The organism is Halobacteriovorax sp. RT-2-6 (assembly GCF_047085025.1).
In the GTDB taxonomy this organism is placed as follows: Bacteria; Bdellovibrionota; Bacteriovoracia; order Bacteriovoracales; family Bacteriovoracaceae; genus Halobacteriovorax_A.
Map to the genome: position 1 here is coordinate 1,668,059 of NZ_JBKIYH010000001.1, position 22,899 is coordinate 1,690,957.

At 37.4% G+C, this 22,899-nt stretch carries 20 protein-coding genes and 1 other RNA gene; 6 read left to right on the top strand and 15 right to left on the bottom strand.

Annotated features, from left to right (window positions below; genetic code table 11):
* Positions 1-89 precede the first annotated feature (89 nt).
* Positions 90-2,276: a hypothetical protein gene (locus ACMAYS_RS07910; protein ID WP_412463066.1), complete on the bottom strand. Its 2,187-nt coding sequence runs from the start codon at positions 2,274-2,276 to the stop codon at positions 90-92.
* A gap of 1 nt (position 2,277) precedes the next feature.
* Positions 2,278-3,270 (bottom strand): chorismate synthase, encoded by a 993-nt coding sequence (gene aroC / locus ACMAYS_RS07915; RefSeq protein WP_103218755.1) that lies wholly within the window; start codon positions 3,268-3,270, stop codon positions 2,278-2,280.
* A gap of 83 nt (positions 3,271-3,353) precedes the next feature.
* Between aroC and ACMAYS_RS07920 the strand changes: the two genes are divergently transcribed.
* Positions 3,354-4,067, top strand: coding sequence for a zinc ribbon domain-containing protein (locus tag ACMAYS_RS07920; RefSeq protein ID WP_412463067.1), 714 nt, complete (start codon positions 3,354-3,356; stop codon positions 4,065-4,067).
* A gap of 4 nt (positions 4,068-4,071) precedes the next feature.
* Here ACMAYS_RS07920 and ACMAYS_RS07925 read toward each other — a convergent pair whose 3' ends face one another.
* On the bottom strand, positions 4,072-5,460 hold the full coding sequence (locus ACMAYS_RS07925; protein WP_158246923.1) for a TolC family protein: 1,389 nt from the start codon (positions 5,458-5,460) through the stop codon (positions 4,072-4,074).
* 134 nt (positions 5,461-5,594) lie between these two features.
* Between ACMAYS_RS07925 and rnpB the strand changes: the two genes are divergently transcribed.
* Both rnpB and ACMAYS_RS07935 read left to right on the top strand, forming a co-directional pair.
* Positions 5,595-5,958, top strand: an RNA gene (gene rnpB / locus ACMAYS_RS07930) — RNase P RNA component class A.
* Between the two features lie 58 nt (positions 5,959-6,016).
* Entirely contained in the window at positions 6,017-8,035 is a 2,019-nt protein-coding gene (locus tag ACMAYS_RS07935) for a S9 family peptidase (protein ID WP_392990534.1), read from the top strand.
* On the opposite strand, the gene ACMAYS_RS07940 is transcribed toward ACMAYS_RS07935, so the two are convergent.
* From ACMAYS_RS07940 to ACMAYS_RS07955, 4 genes are read right to left on the bottom strand one after another with little or no spacing between them, the layout of a single operon-like run.
* Positions 8,027-8,455, bottom strand: a complete 429-nt coding sequence (locus tag ACMAYS_RS07940) for a hypothetical protein (RefSeq protein WP_392990532.1) — start codon at positions 8,453-8,455, stop codon at positions 8,027-8,029. The genes ACMAYS_RS07935 and ACMAYS_RS07940 overlap by 9 nt on opposite strands.
* Positions 8,455-9,480, bottom strand: coding sequence for a hypothetical protein (locus tag ACMAYS_RS07945; protein ID WP_412463068.1), 1,026 nt, complete (start codon positions 9,478-9,480; stop codon positions 8,455-8,457). Before ACMAYS_RS07945 ends, ACMAYS_RS07940 begins: the two co-directional genes overlap by 1 nt.
* Before the next feature lie 21 nt (positions 9,481-9,501).
* Complete coding sequence (locus ACMAYS_RS07950; protein ID WP_412463069.1) at positions 9,502-10,272, bottom strand: hypothetical protein; 771 nt, start codon at positions 10,270-10,272, stop codon at positions 9,502-9,504.
* A complete protein-coding gene (locus tag ACMAYS_RS07955) occupies positions 10,272-10,898 on the bottom strand; it encodes a helix-turn-helix domain-containing protein (RefSeq protein ID WP_103218748.1) in 627 nt (208 codons plus the stop codon). Before ACMAYS_RS07955 ends, ACMAYS_RS07950 begins: the two co-directional genes overlap by 1 nt.
* Positions 10,899-11,119: 221 nt before the next feature.
* Here ACMAYS_RS07955 and ACMAYS_RS07960 point away from each other — a divergent pair, with 221 nt between their 5' ends.
* Positions 11,120-11,647, top strand: a complete 528-nt coding sequence (locus tag ACMAYS_RS07960; protein WP_158246922.1) for a pentapeptide repeat-containing protein — start codon at positions 11,120-11,122, stop codon at positions 11,645-11,647.
* 183 nt (positions 11,648-11,830) lie between these two features.
* Here the strand turns inward: ACMAYS_RS07960 and nadB are convergent, their stop codons facing one another.
* Positions 11,831-13,396: an L-aspartate oxidase gene (gene nadB, locus ACMAYS_RS07965; protein ID WP_103218746.1), complete on the bottom strand. Its 1,566-nt coding sequence runs from the start codon at positions 13,394-13,396 to the stop codon at positions 11,831-11,833.
* 4 nt (positions 13,397-13,400) lie between these two features.
* Positions 13,401-14,249 carry a carboxylating nicotinate-nucleotide diphosphorylase gene (gene nadC / locus ACMAYS_RS07970; RefSeq protein ID WP_158246921.1) on the bottom strand — a complete coding sequence of 283 codons (849 nt, stop codon included), beginning with the start codon at positions 14,247-14,249 and terminating at the stop codon, positions 13,401-13,403.
* Positions 14,250-14,360: 111 nt separating this feature from the next.
* Here nadC and ACMAYS_RS07975 point away from each other — a divergent pair, with 111 nt between their 5' ends.
* A complete protein-coding gene (locus ACMAYS_RS07975) occupies positions 14,361-15,320 on the top strand; it encodes a ComEC/Rec2 family competence protein (protein ID WP_412463070.1) in 960 nt (319 codons plus the stop codon).
* Here the strand turns inward: ACMAYS_RS07975 and ung are convergent.
* From ung to ACMAYS_RS07995, 4 genes are all read right to left on the bottom strand, one after another.
* Positions 15,255-15,926 (bottom strand): uracil-DNA glycosylase, encoded by a 672-nt coding sequence (ung, locus tag ACMAYS_RS07980; RefSeq protein WP_412463071.1) that lies wholly within the window; start codon positions 15,924-15,926, stop codon positions 15,255-15,257. The two genes, ACMAYS_RS07975 and ung, sit on opposite strands and share 66 nt — an antisense overlap.
* Before the next feature lie 17 nt (positions 15,927-15,943).
* Positions 15,944-18,121: a thiamine pyrophosphate-dependent enzyme gene (locus tag ACMAYS_RS07985; RefSeq protein ID WP_412463072.1), complete on the bottom strand. Its 2,178-nt coding sequence runs from the start codon at positions 18,119-18,121 to the stop codon at positions 15,944-15,946.
* A 116-nt stretch (positions 18,122-18,237) separates the two neighbouring features.
* On the bottom strand, positions 18,238-19,329 hold the full coding sequence (locus ACMAYS_RS07990; protein ID WP_103218741.1) for a hypothetical protein: 1,092 nt from the start codon (positions 19,327-19,329) through the stop codon (positions 18,238-18,240).
* Positions 19,330-19,441: 112 nt separating this feature from the next.
* On the bottom strand, positions 19,442-20,548 hold the full coding sequence (locus tag ACMAYS_RS07995; RefSeq protein ID WP_021265862.1) for a Glu/Leu/Phe/Val dehydrogenase dimerization domain-containing protein: 1,107 nt from the start codon (positions 20,546-20,548) through the stop codon (positions 19,442-19,444).
* A gap of 117 nt (positions 20,549-20,665) precedes the next feature.
* Here ACMAYS_RS07995 and ACMAYS_RS08000 point away from each other — a divergent pair, with 117 nt between their 5' ends.
* A complete protein-coding gene (locus tag ACMAYS_RS08000) occupies positions 20,666-20,974 on the top strand; it encodes a 2Fe-2S iron-sulfur cluster-binding protein (protein WP_103218740.1) in 309 nt (102 codons plus the stop codon).
* Here ACMAYS_RS08000 and ACMAYS_RS08005 read toward each other — a convergent pair.
* Together ACMAYS_RS08005 and ACMAYS_RS08010 are read right to left on the bottom strand one after the other, a co-directional pair.
* Positions 20,952-21,692, bottom strand: coding sequence for a hypothetical protein (locus tag ACMAYS_RS08005; RefSeq protein WP_103218739.1), 741 nt, complete (start codon positions 21,690-21,692; stop codon positions 20,952-20,954). The two genes, ACMAYS_RS08000 and ACMAYS_RS08005, sit on opposite strands and share 23 nt — an antisense overlap.
* Positions 21,693-21,874: 182 nt before the next feature.
* A complete protein-coding gene (locus tag ACMAYS_RS08010) occupies positions 21,875-22,876 on the bottom strand; it encodes an NAD(P)/FAD-dependent oxidoreductase (RefSeq protein ID WP_392990522.1) in 1,002 nt (333 codons plus the stop codon).
* Positions 22,877-22,899: the final 23 nt, after the last annotated feature.

A 22,899-nucleotide genomic window follows, 5' to 3' on the forward strand; every position in this document is an offset into this window, starting at 1 on the left:
AGGATAGATATTCCCACGATGGCCAAAGATTTCGCAAAAGATTGAAATCGAAATAAAGGCCGAAACAATTATGATTTCAATCTTTTTCACTAGGCGATTACCTCAAAGAAATCAGGAAACGACTTCTCGACACAATCCTTATTTTCAAGATTTCCACCGCCGTTAACCAATTGGTAGAGGTAAGAAACCATAACCATACGATGATCACGAGGTGGTACAATATCAACAATTCGTCCATCTGGCTTGGTACCTATAATCTCTAGAAAATCTTCTGCTTCATTATAGTGATGTTCGATATCGTAAAGTTCCATTAAGTCCATTACAGCACTTAAGCGATCTGATTCTTTATGAATTAAGACTTCAACACTTCTAATAATTGTTGCTCCATTAGCATATGAAGCAAGGAAACATAATGTCGGTATAAGATCCGGACAATCACGACAATCGATCTCAAATCCATTTAAATTATCCATTCCATTAAAGAGTAAACCATTTGATGTGAAGTCAAATTGACCTCCAAGCTCCTCAAGTAAACCAATAAACTTACTATCTGCTTGAAAACGGTCGATACCTTTACAATTTTCAACGAGCACAGGGCCTGTTAAACACCCATAAGCTAATGGATAACCAAGAGAACTAAAGTCCACAGGAACCTCAAAGACTTGCTCACCATTTTTAAATCGTTCAATTAAATTTAGAGTCATGTCCCAATATGGGCGACTCGTTGTTAAGTTAACTGGCTCAACATCAATATCACGTGGAGATAAGGCCATAGCAAGACCTGTAGCAAACTGCGTTGATCGACTACAGTCAACTTCATAGACTCCTCTAGAAATACTTATTGGACCTTGGATTTGAAACCATGTTTTTTCATCACGTGTTACAACTGCATCAAGATCATCTAAGACACTTACTAATTCATCCATGGGTCTTTCAAACATTTTTTCACTTGGAATAAGGCTATACTTATTTTTTCCAAGTGCAAGAAGTGGAATAATAAAACGATTTGTCGTTCCACCATCACCGGAGTAAAGTTCGACCACATCTTCCGTCTCGATCTCGCACTCTGGAAATGATCCACGAATAATAATTCCATCTTCTGCTTTTTCAATTGTAAGGCCAATACTTTCTAGGCAGCTTAGCATATTAACAACGTCTGTTGATTCAGGCATGTTAATGAGTTGAATGTCTTGTGGATATATTGCTGCAAGCACAAGAGCTCTATTGGCAAAAGATTTTGACGAAGGTACTTTTATTTTCTTTATATAACTCTTAGTTGAGCCTGCACCGTTTGCATAGGCCAATAAGTGTTGTCTAATATCATCTAAAGATACCGTTTGAATTGATGGAGAACCAATACCATTTGGTAGTATCACCTCAATTGTATTACGACTTATTATCTTTTTATCTTTTGCGATGAATTCCATCATTTCATCAACTGGAAGTGAATCCTCCCAGGGACACATCAAGGCATCCAGCCCAAAAATACTTGAGAATTGATTTAAGAATTGGCTTTCTTCATCTCTGTGAAAAATATTAAAAATTAACTTAAGGCCCCAATAAACAGCTACACCATGTGGAAGTTCATAAACCTTTTCAATTGCATGACCTAAAGTGTGACCTAAGTTTAATACTTTTCTTATTCCACCTTCTTTGAAATCTTGCTCAACAATTTCTTGCTTATACTTTGCACAACGAAGTGTGATTTCATCAAAGCTTGCTTCATTATTAATCAAATTAAAAACTTGCTCATCAAGAAAGTAGTATTTTGCCAATTCTCCCAGACCCGAAATAAAGTCGTCTTCCGCAAGTGTTTCCAAAAATTTTGCACAGATATAAACTTTCTCTGGAAGATGGAAAGCACCTATTAGGTTTTTTCCGTATTTTGAATTAACTGCAACTTTTCCACCGATACTTGCATCAATCATTGATAGAAGTGTCGTTGGAATAACACTCCACTTAATTCCACGAAGCAATAATGAAGCAACTAGGCCCGCAAAATCAGAACATGCGCCACCGCCAATAGCAACAAGATGAGCTCCACGATGTACACCCTTTTCAATAAAGAACTCACATGCCCTTTCTACTTCAGAGACATTCTTGCAATCTTCACCAGCAGGTGCAATATAGATTTCAATCCCCTCTCGAACATCGATGAGATCAAGATATAGACTATTAATATTAGAATCGAGCACAACGAGAATTCGATCAGAGTCAATCTCATTTAGGATTTTATTAACATCATTAATTTCATCAAATAACTTTATTTCTGACAAATTATACCTCGTACGCCTTCTGTCTTAGAAAATGATCGGCCAATACTACCCTAACCATTGACTCTACGACAACAACAGCTCTTGGTAGAATACAAGGATCATGACGTCCCTCTTTAGCATTTGCTCCAACAGTCGATGTTGGCTTGAAAGTTAAATCAAGATTGATCATTTCACCATTACTGATTCCGCCCTCGATTCCACCAAAGTTAGCACTATTAGAGCTTACTTCTTGTCCACTCATATCGGCCATCTTAGAACCTGCACCAAAAGAGAATGCGACACAAGCTCCAATTGAAAGAACAGCTTTTGCAAGATCAGCTTTTAATTTATCAAAAGCTGGCTCACCTAGACCTACTGGACAATTTTCAATATTTACTGAAATTCGACCACCAATTGAGTCTCCTTTCGCCTTTAAATCTATTAAGTACTTTTCAATTTCAGCATCTTTCGATGGATCACCAAAGTTATATGTTCCAAGATTCTGTGGAAAACTCTTAATTATATTTTCACATTCAAAAGGGCCTAACTTGGAAATAAAAGTATTAACCTTAACCTGTGGTAGAACTAGACTTGCAAAATACCCTGCAACAACACGGGCAACAGTTTCGCGTCCACTACTACGTCCTCCACCGCGGTGATCGCGAATACCATACTTTAAATCGTAAGTACGATCAGCATGACCTGGGCGGTAGTTATCCTTTAGTTTTTCGTAATCTTTACTTCTTTGATTTGTATTGCGAATAATAACGGCGATTGGAGTCCCTAAAGTTTTTCCCTCAAACACTCCAGAAAGAACTTCCGCTTGATCAGGCTCTTTTCTTGCAGTCACACCCTTTGAGCGTCCTGGTGCCCTCTTATCTAACATTTTTTGTAGATCTTCTAAATTAAAATCAAGTCCACTTGGAACACCATCTAAAACGACTCCAAGGGCCGGGCCATGTGACTCACCAAACGTGGTCATAGAAAACATTTTTCCGAATATACTTCCGCGCATTACAACTCCTGTTTCCCTATTATCGCCTCAAATAAACAAATATTCCAATCGCGACTGCTAGGTAAATATGTTATTAATTACAAATGGAAAACTTAAAATATCTAAAAGATGTCATGGATTTAGAAAAAGTCATTGAGGGCCTAGAGTCCGCGACAGACGAAGAGTTGAAAAGAATTGATTTTTTAAATAAACAACTAGACAACAAAACAGAGTTAAATGATCAACTTAGTGTGCAACTTACTGAAACAAAAGCAAGTTTAAGTTCTCTTGAGAAAGAACTCTTTGATACAGACAAGAAGCTAGATCAGGCCAAACAGAATTTAAGTTCTGTTACTAGCTCTCAACAAGAAGAGGCCATCCAAAAAACTATATCTTCCCTAGAAGAAGATTCAAATCAAAAGCAAGATACTATTTTAGAGCTACTTGAGAAAATTGAGGAAATTGAAACTGAAATTTCTAATACACAAGAGTTTATTAAAGGTGTTAACGAGACCATTTCAGAAATTAACGAAGAAGTTACACAAATAAAATTAAGTAATGACTCTAAAGTAAATGATCTCAATAAACAAATCGATGGCCTCCTAGACGAGGTAGGTATTCGTGCAAAAGACCTATACCTAAAAGCAAAAGTTAAAAATCATCACAGTGCTGCGACATTTCTTCAGGGAAATAGCTGTGGAAGTTGTCGCTTAACTTATTCTGCAGGTGAATGTAGTGAGTTTAATAGTGGAAAAGATTTAATTCTATGCCGAGGGTGTGGAAGATTGATTCTCCCTAGCACCCTGCGAACATTATAATTTTTTATTGAAAGTAATTACCAAGCTTTCCATAGATATCAAGTAAGCTAAAATATAACTTTTGGCGACGGCTGATATACTCAACAAATTTATTCTCTGTACTAATAAGTCTTTCTTCAGCTGAGATGACATTATCAAAGTCAGCACGCCCTCTTGAATAGAGCTTATTATACTCCTTAACTGATAGAGTCGCTAACTTGTGTCTCTTTAGAACTAAATCAATTGTCTTATCAATAAGACGAATCGTATTTTTAAGAGCTTCTAGCTGATTCTTTGTTCGAATTTTAGCTAGTCTATGTTGATACTCTGTATTTAGCTTATTAATTTTCGCTTCTTTTAAATTATTCTTTTCAACAGTCATACCAAGTGGGATCACAATCTGTAGACCAACTTCGGTAGCGTCATTATCAGAACCAAATGTACCATCACTAAATACATTCCCACTACCTGCTACAGTATAACTATTTGTCTTATATGCACCACTAAGCTCGATTGTTGGAAATACTGAGTTATCGTACTTTTCAATTGCACTTTCCAAAGCCTCTAGCTTCTTATTCAATGCTTGAATTGTCAGGTTAGAATCAATCTCTCCATCAGTAATTGGCTCCATTTTGATTTTTTCGATTTTATATAAATCTATATCTCTAAATGAATGGGCCCTCTCTAGTTTACTTTCTAATGACTTCTTGTAAGTTTCAAGTTGTGACTCAAGCTCTGCATGTTCCTCTCCAACAGAGTTCACAGAAGCTTGTGCAGAATAAAGATCTACTCTTTCCTTAAGTCCATCTCTAACTTGCTTTTGAACAAACTTAAGTCTCTTTTCAGCACGTTTCATCGCTTCATCTTTAAGCTGAATTAAAGTCTTTGTTTTCTTATAGTCATAATATGTTTCAATTAAGCCAAGAACATTTTGAGAAACTTCGGCATCGAATGCATACTTAGAAGAATAAACATTTTTTTCGGCAATTTTGATATCAGCATCGTCATTACGTCCAAAGAAGTTCTTTCCTAGATCCTGAGTATATGAAACTTCTTGGTTATAACCTTCATATTCAGTCCCACCACTAAAATCAATATAAGATCCAGTAATAGAAAACTTTCCACCCCAAACATTTTCTTTCGATAGTTCAACTCCAGAGTTGAATGCTTTGTATGTGTTAACAAGATTCGGATTATTCGGGTTTGATATCAGTCCAACATCATCATGTTGAGCAAGAACACCTAAAGTCCATGGCCTCTTATCACCAGACTCAAGTTCTAGAGTAAGTTTTGAGAGTTCAAAATTGTAACTCGCTTCTTTTACTTCTGTTGAATCTTTTAAATATTCACGTACATAATTTTTTAGATTTGCACTTGCTGAAAATGACACAAGAGCCAATAAAATATATTTCATCAATTCTCCAAGGCGATTGGCTATATAACTTATACGAATATAATTAAAAAAAGTTTTACCATACTCCCTTAGTTCATGACCAGAGGTGTAACAAGACTTTGACATTTGATGTGACATAGGGCATAAATTCGCAAAGAGTTAAGGAGACTATCGCTGGTTTATTATACTTCGGTGTAATAGACGGGAGGAAAGTCCGGGCACCATATGGCAGCTTAGCGGGTAACGCCCGTCGGTCGTGAGACTAGGACAAGTGCAACAGAAAGGAAGTACAGGGGTTTGAACTCGATTGGGGTAGCTTCGGCCGGCCAATCAGTGACGAGATTCGTCTCACCTGCTGTAGTGAAAACAGGTAAACTCTAGGCGGTGCAAGCTTGAATAGGTCGACTCATGGGGTAGCCAGCCCTTGTTGACGGGTTAAGCGCTCGAGCCAGTGGGTAACTACTGGCCTAGACGAATGATAGTCCAATACAGGACCCGGCTTATACCTTGACTCTTTATGGGAGTGTATTGCTAGCGCAATCCACTCCCTTCCTTACATTTCAAACACGGAGGCAGAATGAATTATCCTCAACCCAAAAAAATCCCACACGAAACAAAAATTCACGATCAGGTTTTAACTGACGACTACTTCTGGATGAGAAATCGCGAAGAAGATAGTGACGTTATGAAATTTCTCAATGAAGAAAATGAACTCTTCAAAAACTATCTTAGTGACTCTGAAGAACTTAAGAATACAATTTTTGAAGAATTAAAATCTCGTGAACTTCAAACATATGAAACATGCCCATACCCACATGATGAGTATGAGTATTTTGAAAGATATGAAGAAGGGAAAGATTACCCAATTCACTTTCGTCGCCACATTGGCACAGATGAAAGACAAGTCTGTCTCGATGAAAATGAATTAGCTAAGGGACGTGACTTCCTTGATGTTGGTGCATTTGAAATTTCTCCATGCCATCGCTACTTAATCTACACGATTGATGACAATGGTGATGAGTTATACGATCTATATATTAAAGACTTATCAACAAATGAAATCATTAAAGAAGGTCCTAAGAAAATTAACAGCGGCCCTGTGTGGTTTAACGATTCAAAGCACTACGCCTATATTGAAATGGATGAGAATATGCGTCCATTTAAAGTTCACGTTACTGATATAAATAATTCATTTGATAAAGTTATTTATACTGAAGAGTCTGGTGAATACTTCCTTACTGTTGAAGAAACAATGGATCACAGGTTCTTACTAATCAATGCGGGTGGATCTTCAAATAATTCAATCTCATATTTGAAAGCTGATGCGAGTGATCTAAACCCTATTGAAATCTTCCCTAAAGAAGACAAGATTGAATATACAGTTGAAGCAGATGGGAACGATTTCTTAGTTCTAACAAATAAGTTTAGCGAAAACTTCTCAGTTCTAAGAACTCCAATTACAAACCCTGATTACGCGACTGCTTCCGTTGAAGTTGAAGGAAGTCCTGAGAGATATCTTACAAATATTAATGTATTTAAAGATTTCAAAGTTGTAAGCTTTCGCGAAAAAGGACTAAATCACTTTCTTGTTATCGATGGAGATGAGAGAAGAGAAATTACTTTTCCAGAAGATGCTTATCATGCAGGCGGTGGTAATAACGCAAATTTTGATACAAATGTATATCGTTACAACTACAGCTCACCAACGACTCCGAGTACCACTTTTGACTACAATGTAGAAACAGGTGAATCAACGCATATTCATCAAGTTGAAGTTCCTGGCTTTGATCATGAAAATTATGTTGTCGAGAGAAAATTTATCCCTTCTCACGATGGAGTCCTCGTTCCAATGACAATCATTAGAGCAAAGACAACTAAGATTGGTGATCCTAACAAGTGTCTTCTTTACGGATATGGATCATATTCAATTTCAATTCATCCATGGTTTAACCGCAATAATATCTCACTCCTTGATCGTGGCTTCGTTTACGCTATTGGGCATATTCGTGGGAGTTCTACAATGGGACGTGCATGGTATGAGAATGGAAAATTTCTAAAGAAGCAAAACACATTTAAAGATTTTTACTCTTGTGTAAAGTATCTGATTAACGAGGGATATACTGCAAAAGGTAAAATCGGAATTATGGGGGGAAGTGCTGGCGGAATGCTTGTTGGTGCAACAATTAACCTCGACACAGAAAACCTCATTGGTGCAGCTTGCGCAGATGTTCCATTTGTCGACGTTCTAAACACAATGCTTGATGATAGTCTTCCCCTAACTCAGCTTGAGTATGAAGAGTGGGGAAATCCAAATGATAAGGAATACTTTGATTATATCAAGTCATATTGTCCGTATTCAAATGTACAAAATAGAGACTACCCAGCAGTACTTGCAATTGCTGGCCTAAATGACCCTCGCGTTACTTATTGGGAACCAATGAAGTGGACTTATAAACTACGTGATAACGCAACAGATTCGCGAGTTAAGCTTCTTTGGACAAATATGGATGCGGGACATGCCGGTGCTTCAGGTAGGTTTGAATCTTTCAAAGAATTTGCCGATATTTACACTTTCTTCATTAAAGAATTAGAATAATTTTTTAAGGTCTTGGGGAGAAATCCCCAGGACTTTTGTCATCTTGGTCTTCTTGATTTCTTTTGACCAAATAAATCCTAGTATTTCATCATCGTCTAAAATTAACTTCATCTCCCCTTCTCCAAGTCCAGGTCGGGTACACACTTCATTTGAATGAGGCTGTTTTGAATAATCATAAACTCTGATCCAACCATCAGTTAGAATTTCTCTAATAATTGCAATGTGACCAGTATCACCACTAAATGGAATAGTATTCTTTCGCCAAAGAATTAAGTCACCAACAGCTAGTTCACTTAGGCGATGTTTTACAAAAGACTTGTCTTCAACAGAATCAAAGAACTCATAAACTCGTTCATATGGAATCTTTATTCCATCCGCAAGAAGAATTTCTTTAATGGCCGTGAAACAATTTACTTTCATTACAGCTTAGCAAGGGCCTTCGTTGTTGCCGTCGAAATATTTAACTTCTCATTTAGCTTATACTTTCTAAATGATCCGGAATAACTCCTCTTAAATTCGGCATGAGAAATTTCAAGAATATAATTAGTAATCTTATACTTTGTAATGGCCGTTTTATACTTCTTTAACTTCTTATAGGATAACTTTGAATCAAGCTCTGGATATTGCTTAAGTTTCTTATCTTCACTATTTAGAATAAAAGTCGGACATTCAATTTGACCAGAAAGCCACTCATTATCGGCCTTACGATATCCAAGAATAGAGTCATTTTCTTTGACAATTATTCTTAGTAAATCAAGCTCATAAGTTTTAGCAATCTTCTTCACAGGAATCTCAGGATATTCAAGTGCATCTTTTGAATTACCAGCAACACAATCTTTATGTACAGGACAACCAACACAATTTGCACTTCTTGCCTGACAATAGATTCGACCAAGATCCATTAGGGCCTCGTTGATTTCACGTCCCTTACACTTTGCAATTTCTGGAAACTCGCCTGCTTCAAATTTTTGCTTAATAAGCTTTTGAAGCTTTGGCCCTTTGGCCCCTTGAATACCATAAATACGGCTAACAACTCTTTCAATATTTGCATCAATTGAAAGTGCGCTCTTATTTTGTCCAATACTTAAAATAGCATTGGCCGTGTACTCTCCAATTCCAGTAATAGAGATCAGCTCTTCGTACTTTGTTGGAATTTTACCATTGAAGTTTTCAACGATATCAATTGCGGCCTTTCTAAGGTTTCGTGCACGTCGATAGTAGCCAAGACCTTTCCAAGCAACGCAAATTTCTTCCTCAGTTGAAGAAGCAAGTGTTTCAATATCTGGATAAATTGAAAGGAATCTATCAAAGTGATTTTGAACTGTACCTACAGTTGTTTGTTGCAACATTATTTCAGAGACAAGTGTCTTGTACACAGTTCTATTTCTTCGCCAAGGAAGCTCTGTATAAGTATCTTTCGACCATTTAAGAAGTTTTTTAAACATGATTATTTGTAGCGATTTCTACTATTTTTGACAAGATGCTTTTAAAGTATCGGCCAATTTCAATAGATCTTCTGGATAAAAACCCTTACTTCCGACACCATGGATCGTCGCACCAATATTACTAAGGAAGTCCATTAACTCTCCTTTGGCTTCATCAATATCAGTCAGAACAAAAAGATGCTTTGCATCTGAGTTCTTTACCCAACGAATAATTTTTTGTGTGTTATTGCCACCTTTCGTTTGGCAAAGATAGAGGTCATTTTTAATTTCTCTAATTGATGAGTCAAAAGCCTTGATTGTGACAGGACAGCCATAAGTTAAACGGCTTACAAAACTTCTGCGGTAACAAGTGTCTCCAGATTTAGACCAATCTGAATTACGAAGTGACGCACTTGTATCAATCCAAACCTCATACTTAGGTACTTTCTTCTTTTCAACTTTCTTGGCCTTTCCACAGAAAATATCGAAATATGCACCTGTACATCTAATCATATCGGAATCTATCGTATTCTCGACAGCAACATCTTTATCAGGTGTGCCATACTCTTGATCAACATAGTCTTTGCCTGACTTACCAACCATGTAACCTGTTTGCGGATCAAAGCATCCGTCACCCATCTCTATACAGTGATCGTCATTTTGGGCAATTTTACGTGAGATATTTTTGAATAGAATTTGTTCTAAAAGTGTTTGTTTAGGAGCCGCTGATAAAAAGACAAATTCCACCGTTTGCGGAAGTGCTACTACCGCAGATGAAAATATGAATGCAAGGAGTGTCTTTTTAAAATGCATTAAGCAATCATTCCCCTTTGTCTAAAATATCTAAATAAGTCATTTCCAAGATCGACAATTAAATCTCTAGCGTCGATATCAAGACTTAAAAAATCAGCAACGTAAGCTTTTTGCCTTGGTGTTAATTGGGCCATACGCTCTTTTAACAATTCTTCATTACTCGTATCTGTAACAAATGGCATCGTTCTCGTTTTACCACCAATCTTCATTGTTGGATTAGCATTGATTTGAGCATTGCCAGTTGTTCCACTTTTAATTGTGTCAACGAGGGCCTCTTCAAATCCACCACCGGCTGGTTTCTGTTGAGGTTGCGCTTGTTGTTGTGTAGGCTGCTCTTTCTTTTCATCACCTTTATAGAATTTAACTAATCTTATAAAGTGATCCGTAAAGTGCTCTTCGACAAAATCGATCATTTCATGAAGAGGAATATCCAATTCGGCCGTAATTTTAGCGACTACCTGAGGATTAATCTCAGTTGTCTTCATCGAAAGAAAGCGAGAAACAGTAGAAACACCAAGACCAGTTGATTCAGCGAGATCCTTTTGTGTCATCGGCCCTCTAACCTGCATGTACTTCCTAATAATTCCTAAATAATCGTCTAATTTCTCTTTGTTAAATTCAGACATATACTTCTCCTTGCATATTGAAACACCTGCAACTAGCTGATATTTCGTTAAGGTGCAATTGCGGCCTGAAATTTTATGCCTCAAAAGTCCCTAATATCATTATCGGTTTTAATTTTTATTTCTTGATGCAATTTTATTGCTTGACGCAACTAGTCAAGAATGGTTATTATTGCAGTGTGGATGAACTAATCCACAAATTAAGCAAGGCTTGGGGGGATCACATGGCCACTTTAACAAACTTCATTATGACTGAGACATTATCTGACTTCACAAATGGACAGTATGAAGTAATTGAAAAAGAGCTAGTAAGATCAAGTGATTTAAGTAACTTAACCATATCTGGTTCTCTCTTCTCTCAAACCACTTTCATCGCTGTAAACTTCAAGTCTTGCATTTTCTTTGGCTCGAAGATGAAAGAGTGTAAATTTATCAACTGTTCGTTTGAAAATTGCAGCTTCGAATTTTCACATATTGAAGCTTGCAATTTTGATGGATGCAAGATCGTTGGGAATACATGGAAGTATTCCACTTTAAAGAATTCAATCATTGAAGATTGTGAACTGGATCTTGAAGTATATAAGGTTATCAAAGATGGTGACCAGAATAAAATTGATATTTACGAGGAAACTCAAGATATCGAAGAAATTAAGGAAGAAGTTGAAGAAGTTCTAAGTTTTGAAGCAGCATTGATTGCTTCACCTAACCAATGGGGAACTAGCTTACTAAACTTTATTAAATCTGCAGCTTAAATTTGAAACACCTGGCAATCGTGTTTACGTCACCAGTCTCAAGGATAATACGGCCAGATACAAATCTTTATTAGAGACGATATATCATACCTAGTCTTCTTCTACTGGATGTAGATAAGCAGGAAATCTCGCAACTGATACTTGCTCTCGGGCCAGCTCTCTCAAGGGTGTTGGCCTTCTTTTTTACATTTTACGATAGAAACAACCAATCGATTCTTTATTTCTCATGGACGACTTAACGATCATCGTTGAAACTTCAATAGCATTTCTTAAACCAATTAAGCTGTCATCAAGTTTACAGCTTCGATAGAAGCGAGAAACTTCATCATTGATTTCATTAAACATTGCTAGTGCTCGTTTAAGACGATTTGTCGTTCTTGAAAGACCAACATAGTTCCACATTGTAAGCTTTAGAGTCATCCAGTCTTGCTGAACAAGGGCCTTATCAATTGAAGCGTACTCTTCTTGCCAATTCTTAATTTGCAGATGCGAATAAAGAGTTTCCTCTCCAATATTTTCTGAAATATCAATAGCCGCAAGATAACCCCAAGTTAAACCTTCAAGAAGTGAAGTTGAAGCAAGTCGGTTTGCGCCATGAAGTCCTGAACAAGACACTTCACCTACAGCGTAGAGATTCTTAATTGAGGTTTGTCCCTTCATATCAATCTTAACACCACCACAAGTATAGTGAGCAGCAGGAACAACAGGAATAGGCTCCTTTGTCATGTCCACACCGTGTTCTAGACAGTGTTTGTAGATCGTTGGAAAGCGCTCTTTAATCCACTCTCCATCTTTATGTGAAATATCGAGATAAACACACTCGTGTCTCGTCTCAATAGTTTCTTCCATTATTGAACGAGCAACAACATCACGTGGAGCAAGTTCCATCTCTGGATGGTATTTGCCCATAAATCTTTCACCATTACAGTTAACAAGAACTCCACCTTCTCCGCGCACAGCTTCTGAAACTAAGAAGCGTCCATGTGAAGATGAATCATAGAATGTTGTTGGATGAAATTGAATAAATTCCATATCAATAATATCTGCACCAGCTCTCTTTGCCATTGCAATCCCATCACCACGACTTGCTCCAGAGTTTGAATGATGAAGATAAAGTGCACCAACTCCACCTGTGGCCAAAACAGTCTTCTTTGCCATGGCCTTAACAACATTACCCTTTTCTTGATTTAATAGATAAGCACCAAGAATTTTTCTTTCCTCATAACGCTGAGAAATTGAAATACCATGATGGGAAGCTGTAATTAAATCAATTGCAGTATGTGCTTCTAAGAAGTGTACTGTTGGATAGCGTTTTTGATCTTTTAGTAAATTTAAAAGACTAATTTGAATTTCCTTACCAGTGTAATCACCACGATAAAGAATTCTCTCAATTGAGTGGGCGGCTTCTTTTGTATATTTTAATGAGTTATTCTCATCTCTTTCAAAATTAGCATTTGCTTTCTCTAATAAGAGTTCATCAATCGCTAACTTTCCAAAATTTCTTAATGTTTCAATCGCTTGCGGATTAGAAGTATTAGAAGATGCTACTTGAATATCTTTTCCTAGAGCATCATCACTTGCATTTGGATAAATGATTCCGCCTTGTGCCCAGTATGTATTCGATACCTGAGGATCCTTTGCACGAGTCACAATTCCTACTTTTAAATTACTCTCTGCAAGCTTTGCAGCAGTAGCAAGACCTGCAATTCCACAACCTAAAATAAGAACATCGAAGTCGTAACTATTCACTTCTCTAACCTCTCGCGTACTTTAGCGATAAATCCACAGCAGGAGCATCGTAAGTAAGAGCGCCTATACTGATAGCGTCGACACCTTTTATCAGATAGCTTTCTAATGTATTTAAACGAACACCACCAGAAACTTCAAAAGTAACACCTTCTGGCTTCTCTTTTACAGCTTCTTTAATCTCTTCAGGAGAGAAGTTATCAAGCATGATATGTCTTACACCTTCACCTAGTGCAATCTGTAGTTCATTAAGATCATGAATCTCAACTTCGATTGGCGTATAAAATGAGTTCTTAGATTTGAAGAAATCAATCGCCTCTTTTACACCACCAAAGAATGACTTGTGATTATCTTTAACCATCCACATATCACTTTGACCGAAGCGGTGGTTATATCCTCCACCAGTTACTACTGCGTACTTCTCAAGTGCACGGTATCCAGGAAGAGTCTTTCTTGTATCGAGAATTCTTACGCCACTATCATGTGCAAGAGTTGTAAATTTATTTGTGTATGTTGCAATTGAAGATGCTCTTTGAATTAAGTTAAGAGCAATTCGCTCTCCTGTTAGAGCAATTGAGAAAGGAAGTTTAAATTCAATTTCGGCCATTTCATCCTTTGTGAATTTTTGACCTTCAAACTTTTTAAAGTTTTCATAATTTAAATTAGCACCTAGGTAGTTAAAGGCTTCAATAAAATAAGGCAGGCCACAAAGAACCATATCATCTTTAATCTTTAACTTACATTGAACTTCATCATTTGGAAGTGATTGAATATAGTTCAGGTTACGACTTAGATCATCCTCTTTGAAATAGATCTCTATCGAATCTTGTAGTGCTTTATTTACTAATAAATTCATTTCTTTCTTACTCCGTTTAGATGTTTTTTCTACCATTTTCAAATGAGAAAAAAAACTCCCGAAACCCCCAAAAATCCTGATAATTGCTCAATTTTGACTTATATAGCTGCAATGCGTTTCAATATTATCTTTCTCTTTGCATTTCTACTCATTAATCCACTTTTCTCAAAAGATGACAACAAGCAATATAATCGTCCCCCAAAAATAAAGCTTCCAATTAAAACGAAGGCAGCTTTTCACAAAAAGTCTGAGTTTTACTTCTACCGTTCAGTTTTAACAGGACAAAAATGGGGACTAGATAAAGAATTCAGAAGAAAGCTATCTCACCTAAATTTGCTTCATCTCATGACTCCCTCAGGACTCCACTTAAGCTCCCTCTTTCTCATTTTTTATCTACTAAGAAGAAAGTATCCAAAGGTATCCAATTTTATTGAACTTGTCCTATGCTTAGGATTCTACTTCTTTCTTCCAGGTTATTATTCATTTAGACGAGTGGCACTAATTCGAAGCTTCTTTATTTTAAATAAGATGAGAGAAACAAACTATTCTAAGTTACAAATTTTTATCTTCTTTCTTGTAACGGATTTCTTTTTTGGAACTTATCGATACTCTCCACTATCATTTTACTTAAGTACACTATTTCTTGCTCTCATCTTTTCAATTAAAGAGTTTCGTCTTTATAAAATGTATCTACTCTTCTTTGTGGCCCAACTTTTTATAGCTCATAAATTTACGGGTATAATCTATCCAGCAACAATCGTTCTCTCACCGTTACTAACAAGTATTTTCACACTCATTTATCCTATTCTCTTTCTTAATTTATTCTTTATTGATTATTTTAATTACGCACAATGGTTCATTTCAGCATATACGGGATTAATAGAGATAAGTTACGATTTAGCGCAAGCACTCGGCTTTATTCATGTAAACTTTCTCATTTTAATTGGAGTAATTATTTACTCTCAAAGAACAAAGAAGCATGCCTTAGCACTAGTAACAATTGGCCTAATTGCGAACTTCCCAAGAGATAGTCTCGCGATTCTTTTGAGCGAGATAGGCATTGGCCTGTGAAAAAGGCTTAGAGCCAAAGAAACCACGATATGAAGATAATGGTGATGGATGAACTGTCTTAATTACTAAGTGTTTTGATTCATCAATATTCTTACCCTTCTTTTGAGCAGGAGAGCCCCACAGAATAAAGACAACATTTTCACAGTGATCATTTACGACTTCGATAATCTTTGCTGTAAACTTCTCCCAACCTTTCTTTTGGTGAGAGCCTGCTTGTGCCTTACGGACACTAAGACAATTGTTAAGAAGTAGAACTCCTTCTTTTGCCCAGTCTTCTAGAAAGCCATGCTGGGGAATTTCAATTCCTAGATCTTCATTTAATTCTTTATAGATATTTCTAAGAGAAGGTGGAATTTTAACTCCCTTCTTTACAGAAAAACTTAGCCCGTGGGCCTGTCCTTCACCGTGATATGGGTCTTGCCCAAGAATCACAACTTTTACCTTATCGAGTGGAGTAAGATTGAGAGCTGCAAAGAATTCATCCTGGGAAGGATAAACGTCACCCTCTTCTGAATCTAAGAATTCAGCGAGCTCTACCATATAATCTTTTTGGAATTCGTTTTCTAAGTGAGAAAGCCAGCTCTTATCATTTAAATAATTAATCATAAGAGCTGGCCTCGGTATTAGTAATTTAAAAGTTTGTTAAGTTGTTCGTATACGTCTGCAACTTGTGGAAGAATGAAATCCTCTGAAGTTGGGCAGTATGCAACGTGAGAGTCTTTTGCAGCAACACGAAGGATTGGAGCATCAAGGGCCTCAAAACATTCTTCGTTAACACATGCAGCGATCTCACCAGCAAAACCAGAAGTCTTAGTTTCTTCGTGACAAATAAGAAGACGATTTGTTTTCTCAAGTGACTTCTTAATTGCATCCATATCAAATGGAGCAAGTGTACGAAGATCGATTACTTCTACAGTCTTACCTGTTTCCGCTTCGATTTTCTTAGCAGCATCAATTGATTTTTGAACAAGTGCACCCCAAGCGACTACAGTTGCATCAGCACCTTGTTTTGCGATACGAGCTTTTCCAAATGGAATCATATACTCTTCACCTGGATCTGCAGTACGGTTATAACCTTGGTAGTAAAGGTGCTTGTGCTCTAGGAACATAACAGGATCATCTGATCTAATTGCAGTTCTTAAAAGCCCAGCTGCGTCCGCCGCATTTGAAGGGAAGACAACTCTAATACCTGGAACGTGAGTAAATAGTGACTCTCCACATTGTGAGTGATAAATCGATCCACCTCTTAGGTATCCACCGATTGGAACACGTACAACCATTGGACACTTGAAGTCTCCACCTGAACGGTAGCGAGTCGTCGCCATCTCATTCTTAAGTTGCATATATGCAGTCCAGATATAGTCAAAGAATTGAATCTCAACAACTGGCTTAAGTCCTCTCATCGCCATACCGATTGCACGACCGATGATATTTGCCTCAGCTAGTGGTGAGTTAAACACTTGTCCTTCTAAAGATGCTCTTTGAACACCTGAAGAAACTTTAAAAACACCACCCTTACCTTTAAGGTCTGGGTTATTAAGTCTTTCAAGATCAGAGAAGTCTGCAACGTCTTCACCAAACATTCTTAGTAATGGGTTCTTAGAGAACTCAGAACGTAGAACAGCATTGATAGCTGACGCCATTGGAACATCATCTTTTCCTTCAAAAGTACCTTGAGTTTCAAAGTCTGAAGAAGTTGGATCAATATCGTGTGAGTATAAGTGATCAAGTGCTGTTTCAGGAGCTGGCCATTCAGTATCAACTGCTTCTTTCATTGCACGTCTAACTTCTAGAGAAACTTCTTCAAGAAGATCATTAACTTCTTTCTCAGTCATCACACCAAGTGCGATAAGAGTTTTTGGATATGAGTTAAATACATCAACTTGTTTTTCCTGCGCTAACTCGTCTTTCGTACGATACATTGATTGATCATCAGAAAGAGAGTGAGAGTATGGACGAGTTACATGAGAATGAAGAAGAACTGGCCCCTTCCCTTCTCTAATATGTTTAGCTGCTTTTTCAGCTGCTTTGTATGATTCAATTGGACAATTACCATCACATTCAATGATTTTTAAACCTGGGAATTCATCAAGTGCTTTTGAAATTGATCCACCTGGTGTTTGCATTGAAGTAATTGTTGAAATGGCATAACCATTATCTTCAACGTGGAAAAGAACTGGAAGCTTATTAGCACAAGCAGTTGTAAGTCCTTCCCAGAACTCACCTTGAGCAATTGTTCCATCACCACATGAAGTATAAACAACTTCAGCATCTTCAACTAAGAATTTTGAAGTATCAAATTTGTGTTTTTCTTTTAGGTCCTTAAGTGCAAGTCCTGCTTCAGCAACACCACATGCTTGAAGGAACTGAGTTCCAGTACATGAAGACTTTTGAACGATATTTAGTTTTACGTTACCCCAGTGAGCAGGCATCTGACGCCCGTGAGTTGCCGTGTCTCCGATATTTCCGTTAGCTTGGCAAAGCATTTCATATGGAGTTACACCAAGACCAGTACAAAGTGCTCTATCACGGTAGTATGGGATAAACCAGTCGTGCGCAGGCTTTAGAACTTTTGCAAGAGCAGATAAAACACCTTCGTGTCCTGCACCAGAAATTTGAAAGAACGCAGTCGACTGCTTCTTCATTGTGATCTCTGCATCGTCTAGTTTTCTTGAAACGAAAACGTTACGAAGCATCCAAATAAGATCTTCTTTCGAAAGATTGTATTTTTTAATAATCTCTTTTTTCTTATCTAAGTTGGTAGAACCCACATTTGATCCTTTTGCAGTTTTATCAAGCATTTAACGCCCCTTTTTAAGTGGAGCTAGATTACCAATTTTAGTGCAAAAGGTGCACATGCTGTGCATTAAATTTTAAAATAATATTTGACGGATTTCAGCTATTTAGAGGTATTTGGCTAGAAGCCACTAGAAATTCCTAAAACATATCGACGATCGACCTTACCTCTGAAGTCAGAATCTGTTGTATCAACAGCATAAGTTGAGAGATCGAACTCCATTTTCTTAGTGCGAATACCAATTCCACCAGAACCGAAGCCATCGCCGTAGCCCATTCTCAAGAAGAAGATACGACGTAGATCAAACTCAAGACCAAGCCCAAGCTTTCTTTTGAAGTCCACTGTATCATGAGCATTTAAAAAATCTTTATAATCTACTTCTAAGTGAACGCGTACAGTTCTACCAAGTTGTGGCGTAATAGAAAGCCCAAGGTCATAACTTTGTTTAACTTTATCAGGGGCTCCAGCACCATTCATTTTTTTAAAACTATCACCTGTTGTATTGTGGCTAACAACAGCAAGCGTAGGGATAAAGGCCGTTGGAAGAGTTATTCTCATTCCAGTTGTTAGATATAGCATTCTTCCGCGATTATAATCATCATCCGCCAATGCTAGTGGAGTATTTGGGTCCGATTGTCCAACAGCTTCTTTACGAAATAAATAAGTAGCAGAAGCACCAAATTTAAAAATTCCTCCAAAGAGAGAAAAGTTAAAGGCTGCATACGGACCAGTATCTGTTCTTTGGGCGTATTCAAATTGGTCACCAACCTGATCACCGATAAATGTTCTTTGCTGAACTGAATACATATAACCAATCGTGAAATATCTAGTCGCAAAATTTGGCATCATTTGAAAACGGCTGTGAGCAACTGTTCCCTTGTTTTGATTAAGTAATTTTCTAGCACCTTCAAGTGATAGGGCCTCAAATAAATCACCTGCATTACCAGTTACATCTCCACCAAAAAGCGTTTCCATCCAACCTTTATTCGTCTCAAATTGGAAGTTAGAAAGATGGAAATGACGGCCTCGATAAGTACCAAGTCCGGCAGGGTTATAGAATGCCGCTGAAGCATCATCGACTTTACCAATAAAGGCATTTCCCATGGCAAGTGCACGGGAAGACGTAATGAGTTCTGGAAAAACTGCATCCTCAAACTGTATTGCAAAAATACTTGAGTGAATTAATAGGCAAAATAAAATCAACTTCTTCACAGGCTAATTTTACCTTAAGAAGCGACTGATTTTAACTCGTGGCACAAAGTGCCTCTAGGCATAAAAAAGGCCCGTAAAAACGGGCCCTTATATCGTAAAATCTTGATTGAAATTAACGCTTTTTTCTACCTGGGAATCTATGTCCAACGTGACCTAGGAATTTCCCTTGGATATTCTTGATTGACTCAATTCTAGATTCAGCAAGGATATCTGTCGCTTGGTAAACTGGAATATCTTGTTCTTCAGAAATATTGAAAACTTCTAGAGTTGTATCATAGATTGAATCAACCATTCTGATTGCTTTATCTTCTGACCAACCTTCAAATTCGATTGAAACGTTCATAACACCACCAGCATTGATTAGATAATCTGGAGCGTATAGAACACCTCTTTCCTTAAGAATTTTACCGTGACGGTTTTCTGCAAGTTGGTTATTTGCAGCACCAGCTACGATTTTACACTGTAGACGATCGATTGTGTCATCGTTGATTGTTGCACCAAGTGCACATGGAGCATAGATATCCATTTTAACGTCATAGATTTCATCGATCCCAACAACTTTTGCATTTGGAACTTTTTCCTTGAAAAGCTCAAGGTTCTTTTCATTGATATCACATACGTAAACTTCTGCACCTTCATTGTATAGGTACTCACCAAGGTAGCGTCCAACAGAACCTGCACCTTGAAGTGCTACTACTTTACCTTTTGGTGAACGGTTTCCATAAACTTTCATACATGCTGCTTCAATACCTCTGAAAACACCACGTGCTGTCCATGGAGATGGGTTACCTGAACCACCGTGGATTTCAGCAACACCAGCTACGTTATTAGTTTCAGTAAATACGTGCTCAATATCATCAACACTAATATTTACGTCTTCTGCAGTAATATAACGACCGTTTAATGACTCCATGAAACGTCCATAAGAACGGAATAGAGCTTCTGACTTATCTTTTTCTGGATCACCGATGATAACAGCTTTACCACCACCAAGGTTTAATCCAGCAACAGCATTCTTATATGTCATACCTCTCGAAAGTCTTAGAACATCGTTAAGTGCTTCTTCTTCTGATTCATATGGCCACATTCTTGTTCCACCTAAAGCTGGTCCAAGTACAGTGTTGTGAATCGCTACGATTGCCTTAAGGTTACAACTTGGATCACTAAAAAAGATAACTTCTTCGTGTCCGTCTTTGTATAATCTCTCAAAACTAGGCATTGTTTTTTCTCCTTAGAAAGTTTGCAATAATTACCTGAATTTACGCAGGAATTAATGATGCTAAAATAGTGCTATTAGAGCTGAAAAGAACAATAAACTTTCAAGGATGAAAACTGTATGCACAGAGTGTCACTAATTGGAAATGATGAGCAAGTAACTGAATTTACAATCGAAGAAGGTCAGACAATTTTTGACGCAATACAGGATCAAGGTCTCACTCTACCCCATGGATGTCTAAGTGGGTCATGCGGCTCATGTCGTATTCAAATTATCGAAGGTAGTTGCAATCTACAAAAGCCAGGAATTATCGAGGAAAACACAATTGAGGCCATCGCTCCCGAGCACACTGAAGTTGCAGAAGGTAATATCCGTCTAGCTTGTCGTGCAAAAGTCACAGGTGATATTAAAATTTCGATTCTAAAATAAGTTGAAGAATTGCACGAAAGTGTTGCTTGCGATCAAATCTCCAAGATTCATTTTCACCTTTTAGAAAGTCCATATTTTTTTGATCTAGCACTGTTGTTAAGTGATCCACGTCGTTAATGATCACATGGCGATAAGGTTTTAGTAATGAAGATCTTAAATCAACCATTCCATCGTTGCGCCCAACTCTTTCAAAAATAAAGTTACGACTAATCTCTAGTGATGTCTCTCTTCCTTCTTGCTCGTTGATGAATGTAATAAATTGAAGAAGGTTAATATTTTCAAGTGCCGCTTCAATTTTAGCAGCATTGGCCTGCATATAATCAGAACGAATTTTTGTTCCAACTGATTCCATTCCGCTAACATCACCACCAAGCAGCGCAAATAGCCACCCCATAACAGTTTTCTTAAACGAGCTCTGAATAAAATAATCCGCTAAGACCGAACCATGATAAGGCGATTGCATTGAAACCCAACCAATAACTCTTTTAGAAACCTGCGGATTATTAATAAGTACATCCAAGAACTCGAGTCCACCTTTAGAATGACTGACGACGAGTATTGGGCCATTTATCTTATCAATCTCATTTTTTATAAATTTTGAATTCTTACTAACTGGATCTTCTGACTCAACGACTATTCTTTTGAATTTTACTTTATGTTCTTTTAATAGATCCATATAGTCGCGAAAGTAATCACCTGTGAAATACGAAAGATTCACGATCTGACCTGAACCCTCTATTGCTGATTGCGAGAGAATTCCAGGAAGGAAAACAACAGTTAGATTTGAAAGATTCTTTAGTTCGGCTTCTGTTAAGCCTTGTTTTGATTGATAAAGACTTCGGTATTGAGTTGTCTTATTTTGTGCCCTGACTACTACTGTAGTCAGGACAATTAATATAATTAAGCTAAACCTTGTGAAGTTAATAACGCTGCCCTTTTCTTTCTTCTGATTTTGGCGTTGATATCATCAAGTGAGTCAACGGCCATATCCCAAGCTGTGTAGATTTGCTTCTTACGGTTGGCCCTTAAATCACCTGCAACATAAAAGTTTTCAATATTTGTTTCACCTTTATCATTAGCTAGAACATAGCCTCTACCGTCAATTTCAGCACCAATAGCTTTGGCAAGTTCATTATAAACGATTGTTCCAAGCGAAACAAAAGAAAAGGCAGACTCTAGCGTTCTTCCGCTAGCAAACTTATAACCCTCGATTATTCCGCTCTTGCGATCACCAAGAATATCAACAATGGCTTCAGTGAACACTTCAATCTTATAGGCTTTGATTAATTTTTGAGTCTCTTCATCAAATTGTGGAGTCTCACCATTTGTTAAGATCGACATTGAAGGCGTGTTGTAGCGTTCTTTAAGCATCACTGCAACCCAGGCTGCACCAGAAGTGTGACCAATAATTGAAGTATGCTTGTCATAAACATGGTGGCCATCACAACGCAGGCAATAGTCAACAGTTTGAGCGTTTGCAAAAGGTAGAATTGGTTTGATGCTATCGTTAAAATGAGGCTGAACATCCATTATTCCAGTACAAAGCACAACATACTCTGCTTGATACTTTTCACCTGCACTATCGATTAACTCAAAACTTCCGTCACTTAACTTTGTTACTTCAGTAACACCCTTTCCCTTAACGAAAGTCAGATTATCTTTAAATTCAGATTGTTCAATCCACTCAAGAGTTTCTTTGTTAGGCTCTTCAATACCTTTTTTATATTTATGAGTACCAGGCATATTTTCAACTTTATATACCCATTTCTCACGAGAACGTTTCTTATCCTTAGGTGTTCCAGGAAAAAGAACAACTGAATCATTATTTAAAACACCGCGTAGAGTGGCCATCATTCCGGCCGCGCCACCACCGATTACTGCAATTTGAAATTTATTAGACATAACTACTCCATGACTAGTTCATA

Coding starts and splice junctions, on each gene's coding strand:
- aroC (WP_103218755.1), bottom strand. CDS start 3,270: ATGCGCGGAAGTATATTCGGAAAAATGTTTTCTATGACCACGTTTGGT.
- ACMAYS_RS07920 (WP_412463067.1), top strand. CDS start 3,354: ATGGAAAACTTAAAATATCTAAAAGATGTCATGGATTTAGAAAAAGTC.
- ACMAYS_RS07925 (WP_158246923.1), bottom strand. CDS start 5,460: ATGAAATATATTTTATTGGCTCTTGTGTCATTTTCAGCAAGTGCAAAT.
- ACMAYS_RS07935 (WP_392990534.1), top strand. CDS start 6,017: ATGAATTATCCTCAACCCAAAAAAATCCCACACGAAACAAAAATTCAC.
- ACMAYS_RS07940 (WP_392990532.1), bottom strand. CDS start 8,455: ATGAAAGTAAATTGTTTCACGGCCATTAAAGAAATTCTTCTTGCGGAT.
- ACMAYS_RS07945 (WP_412463068.1), bottom strand. CDS start 9,480: ATGTTTAAAAAACTTCTTAAATGGTCGAAAGATACTTATACAGAGCTT.
- ACMAYS_RS07950 (WP_412463069.1), bottom strand. CDS start 10,272: ATGCATTTTAAAAAGACACTCCTTGCATTCATATTTTCATCTGCGGTA.
- ACMAYS_RS07955 (WP_103218748.1), bottom strand. CDS start 10,898: ATGTCTGAATTTAACAAAGAGAAATTAGACGATTATTTAGGAATTATT.
- ACMAYS_RS07960 (WP_158246922.1), top strand. CDS start 11,120: ATGGCCACTTTAACAAACTTCATTATGACTGAGACATTATCTGACTTC.
- nadC (WP_158246921.1), bottom strand. CDS start 14,249: ATGAATTTATTAGTAAATAAAGCACTACAAGATTCGATAGAGATCTAT.
- ACMAYS_RS07975 (WP_412463070.1), top strand. CDS start 14,361: ATGCGTTTCAATATTATCTTTCTCTTTGCATTTCTACTCATTAATCCA.
- ung (WP_412463071.1), bottom strand. CDS start 15,926: ATGATTAATTATTTAAATGATAAGAGCTGGCTTTCTCACTTAGAAAAC.
- ACMAYS_RS07985 (WP_412463072.1), bottom strand. CDS start 18,121: ATGCTTGATAAAACTGCAAAAGGATCAAATGTGGGTTCTACCAACTTA.
- ACMAYS_RS07995 (WP_021265862.1), bottom strand. CDS start 20,548: ATGCCTAGTTTTGAGAGATTATACAAAGACGGACACGAAGAAGTTATC.
- ACMAYS_RS08000 (WP_103218740.1), top strand. CDS start 20,666: ATGCACAGAGTGTCACTAATTGGAAATGATGAGCAAGTAACTGAATTT.
- ACMAYS_RS08010 (WP_392990522.1), bottom strand. CDS start 22,876: ATGTCTAATAAATTTCAAATTGCAGTAATCGGTGGTGGCGCGGCCGGA.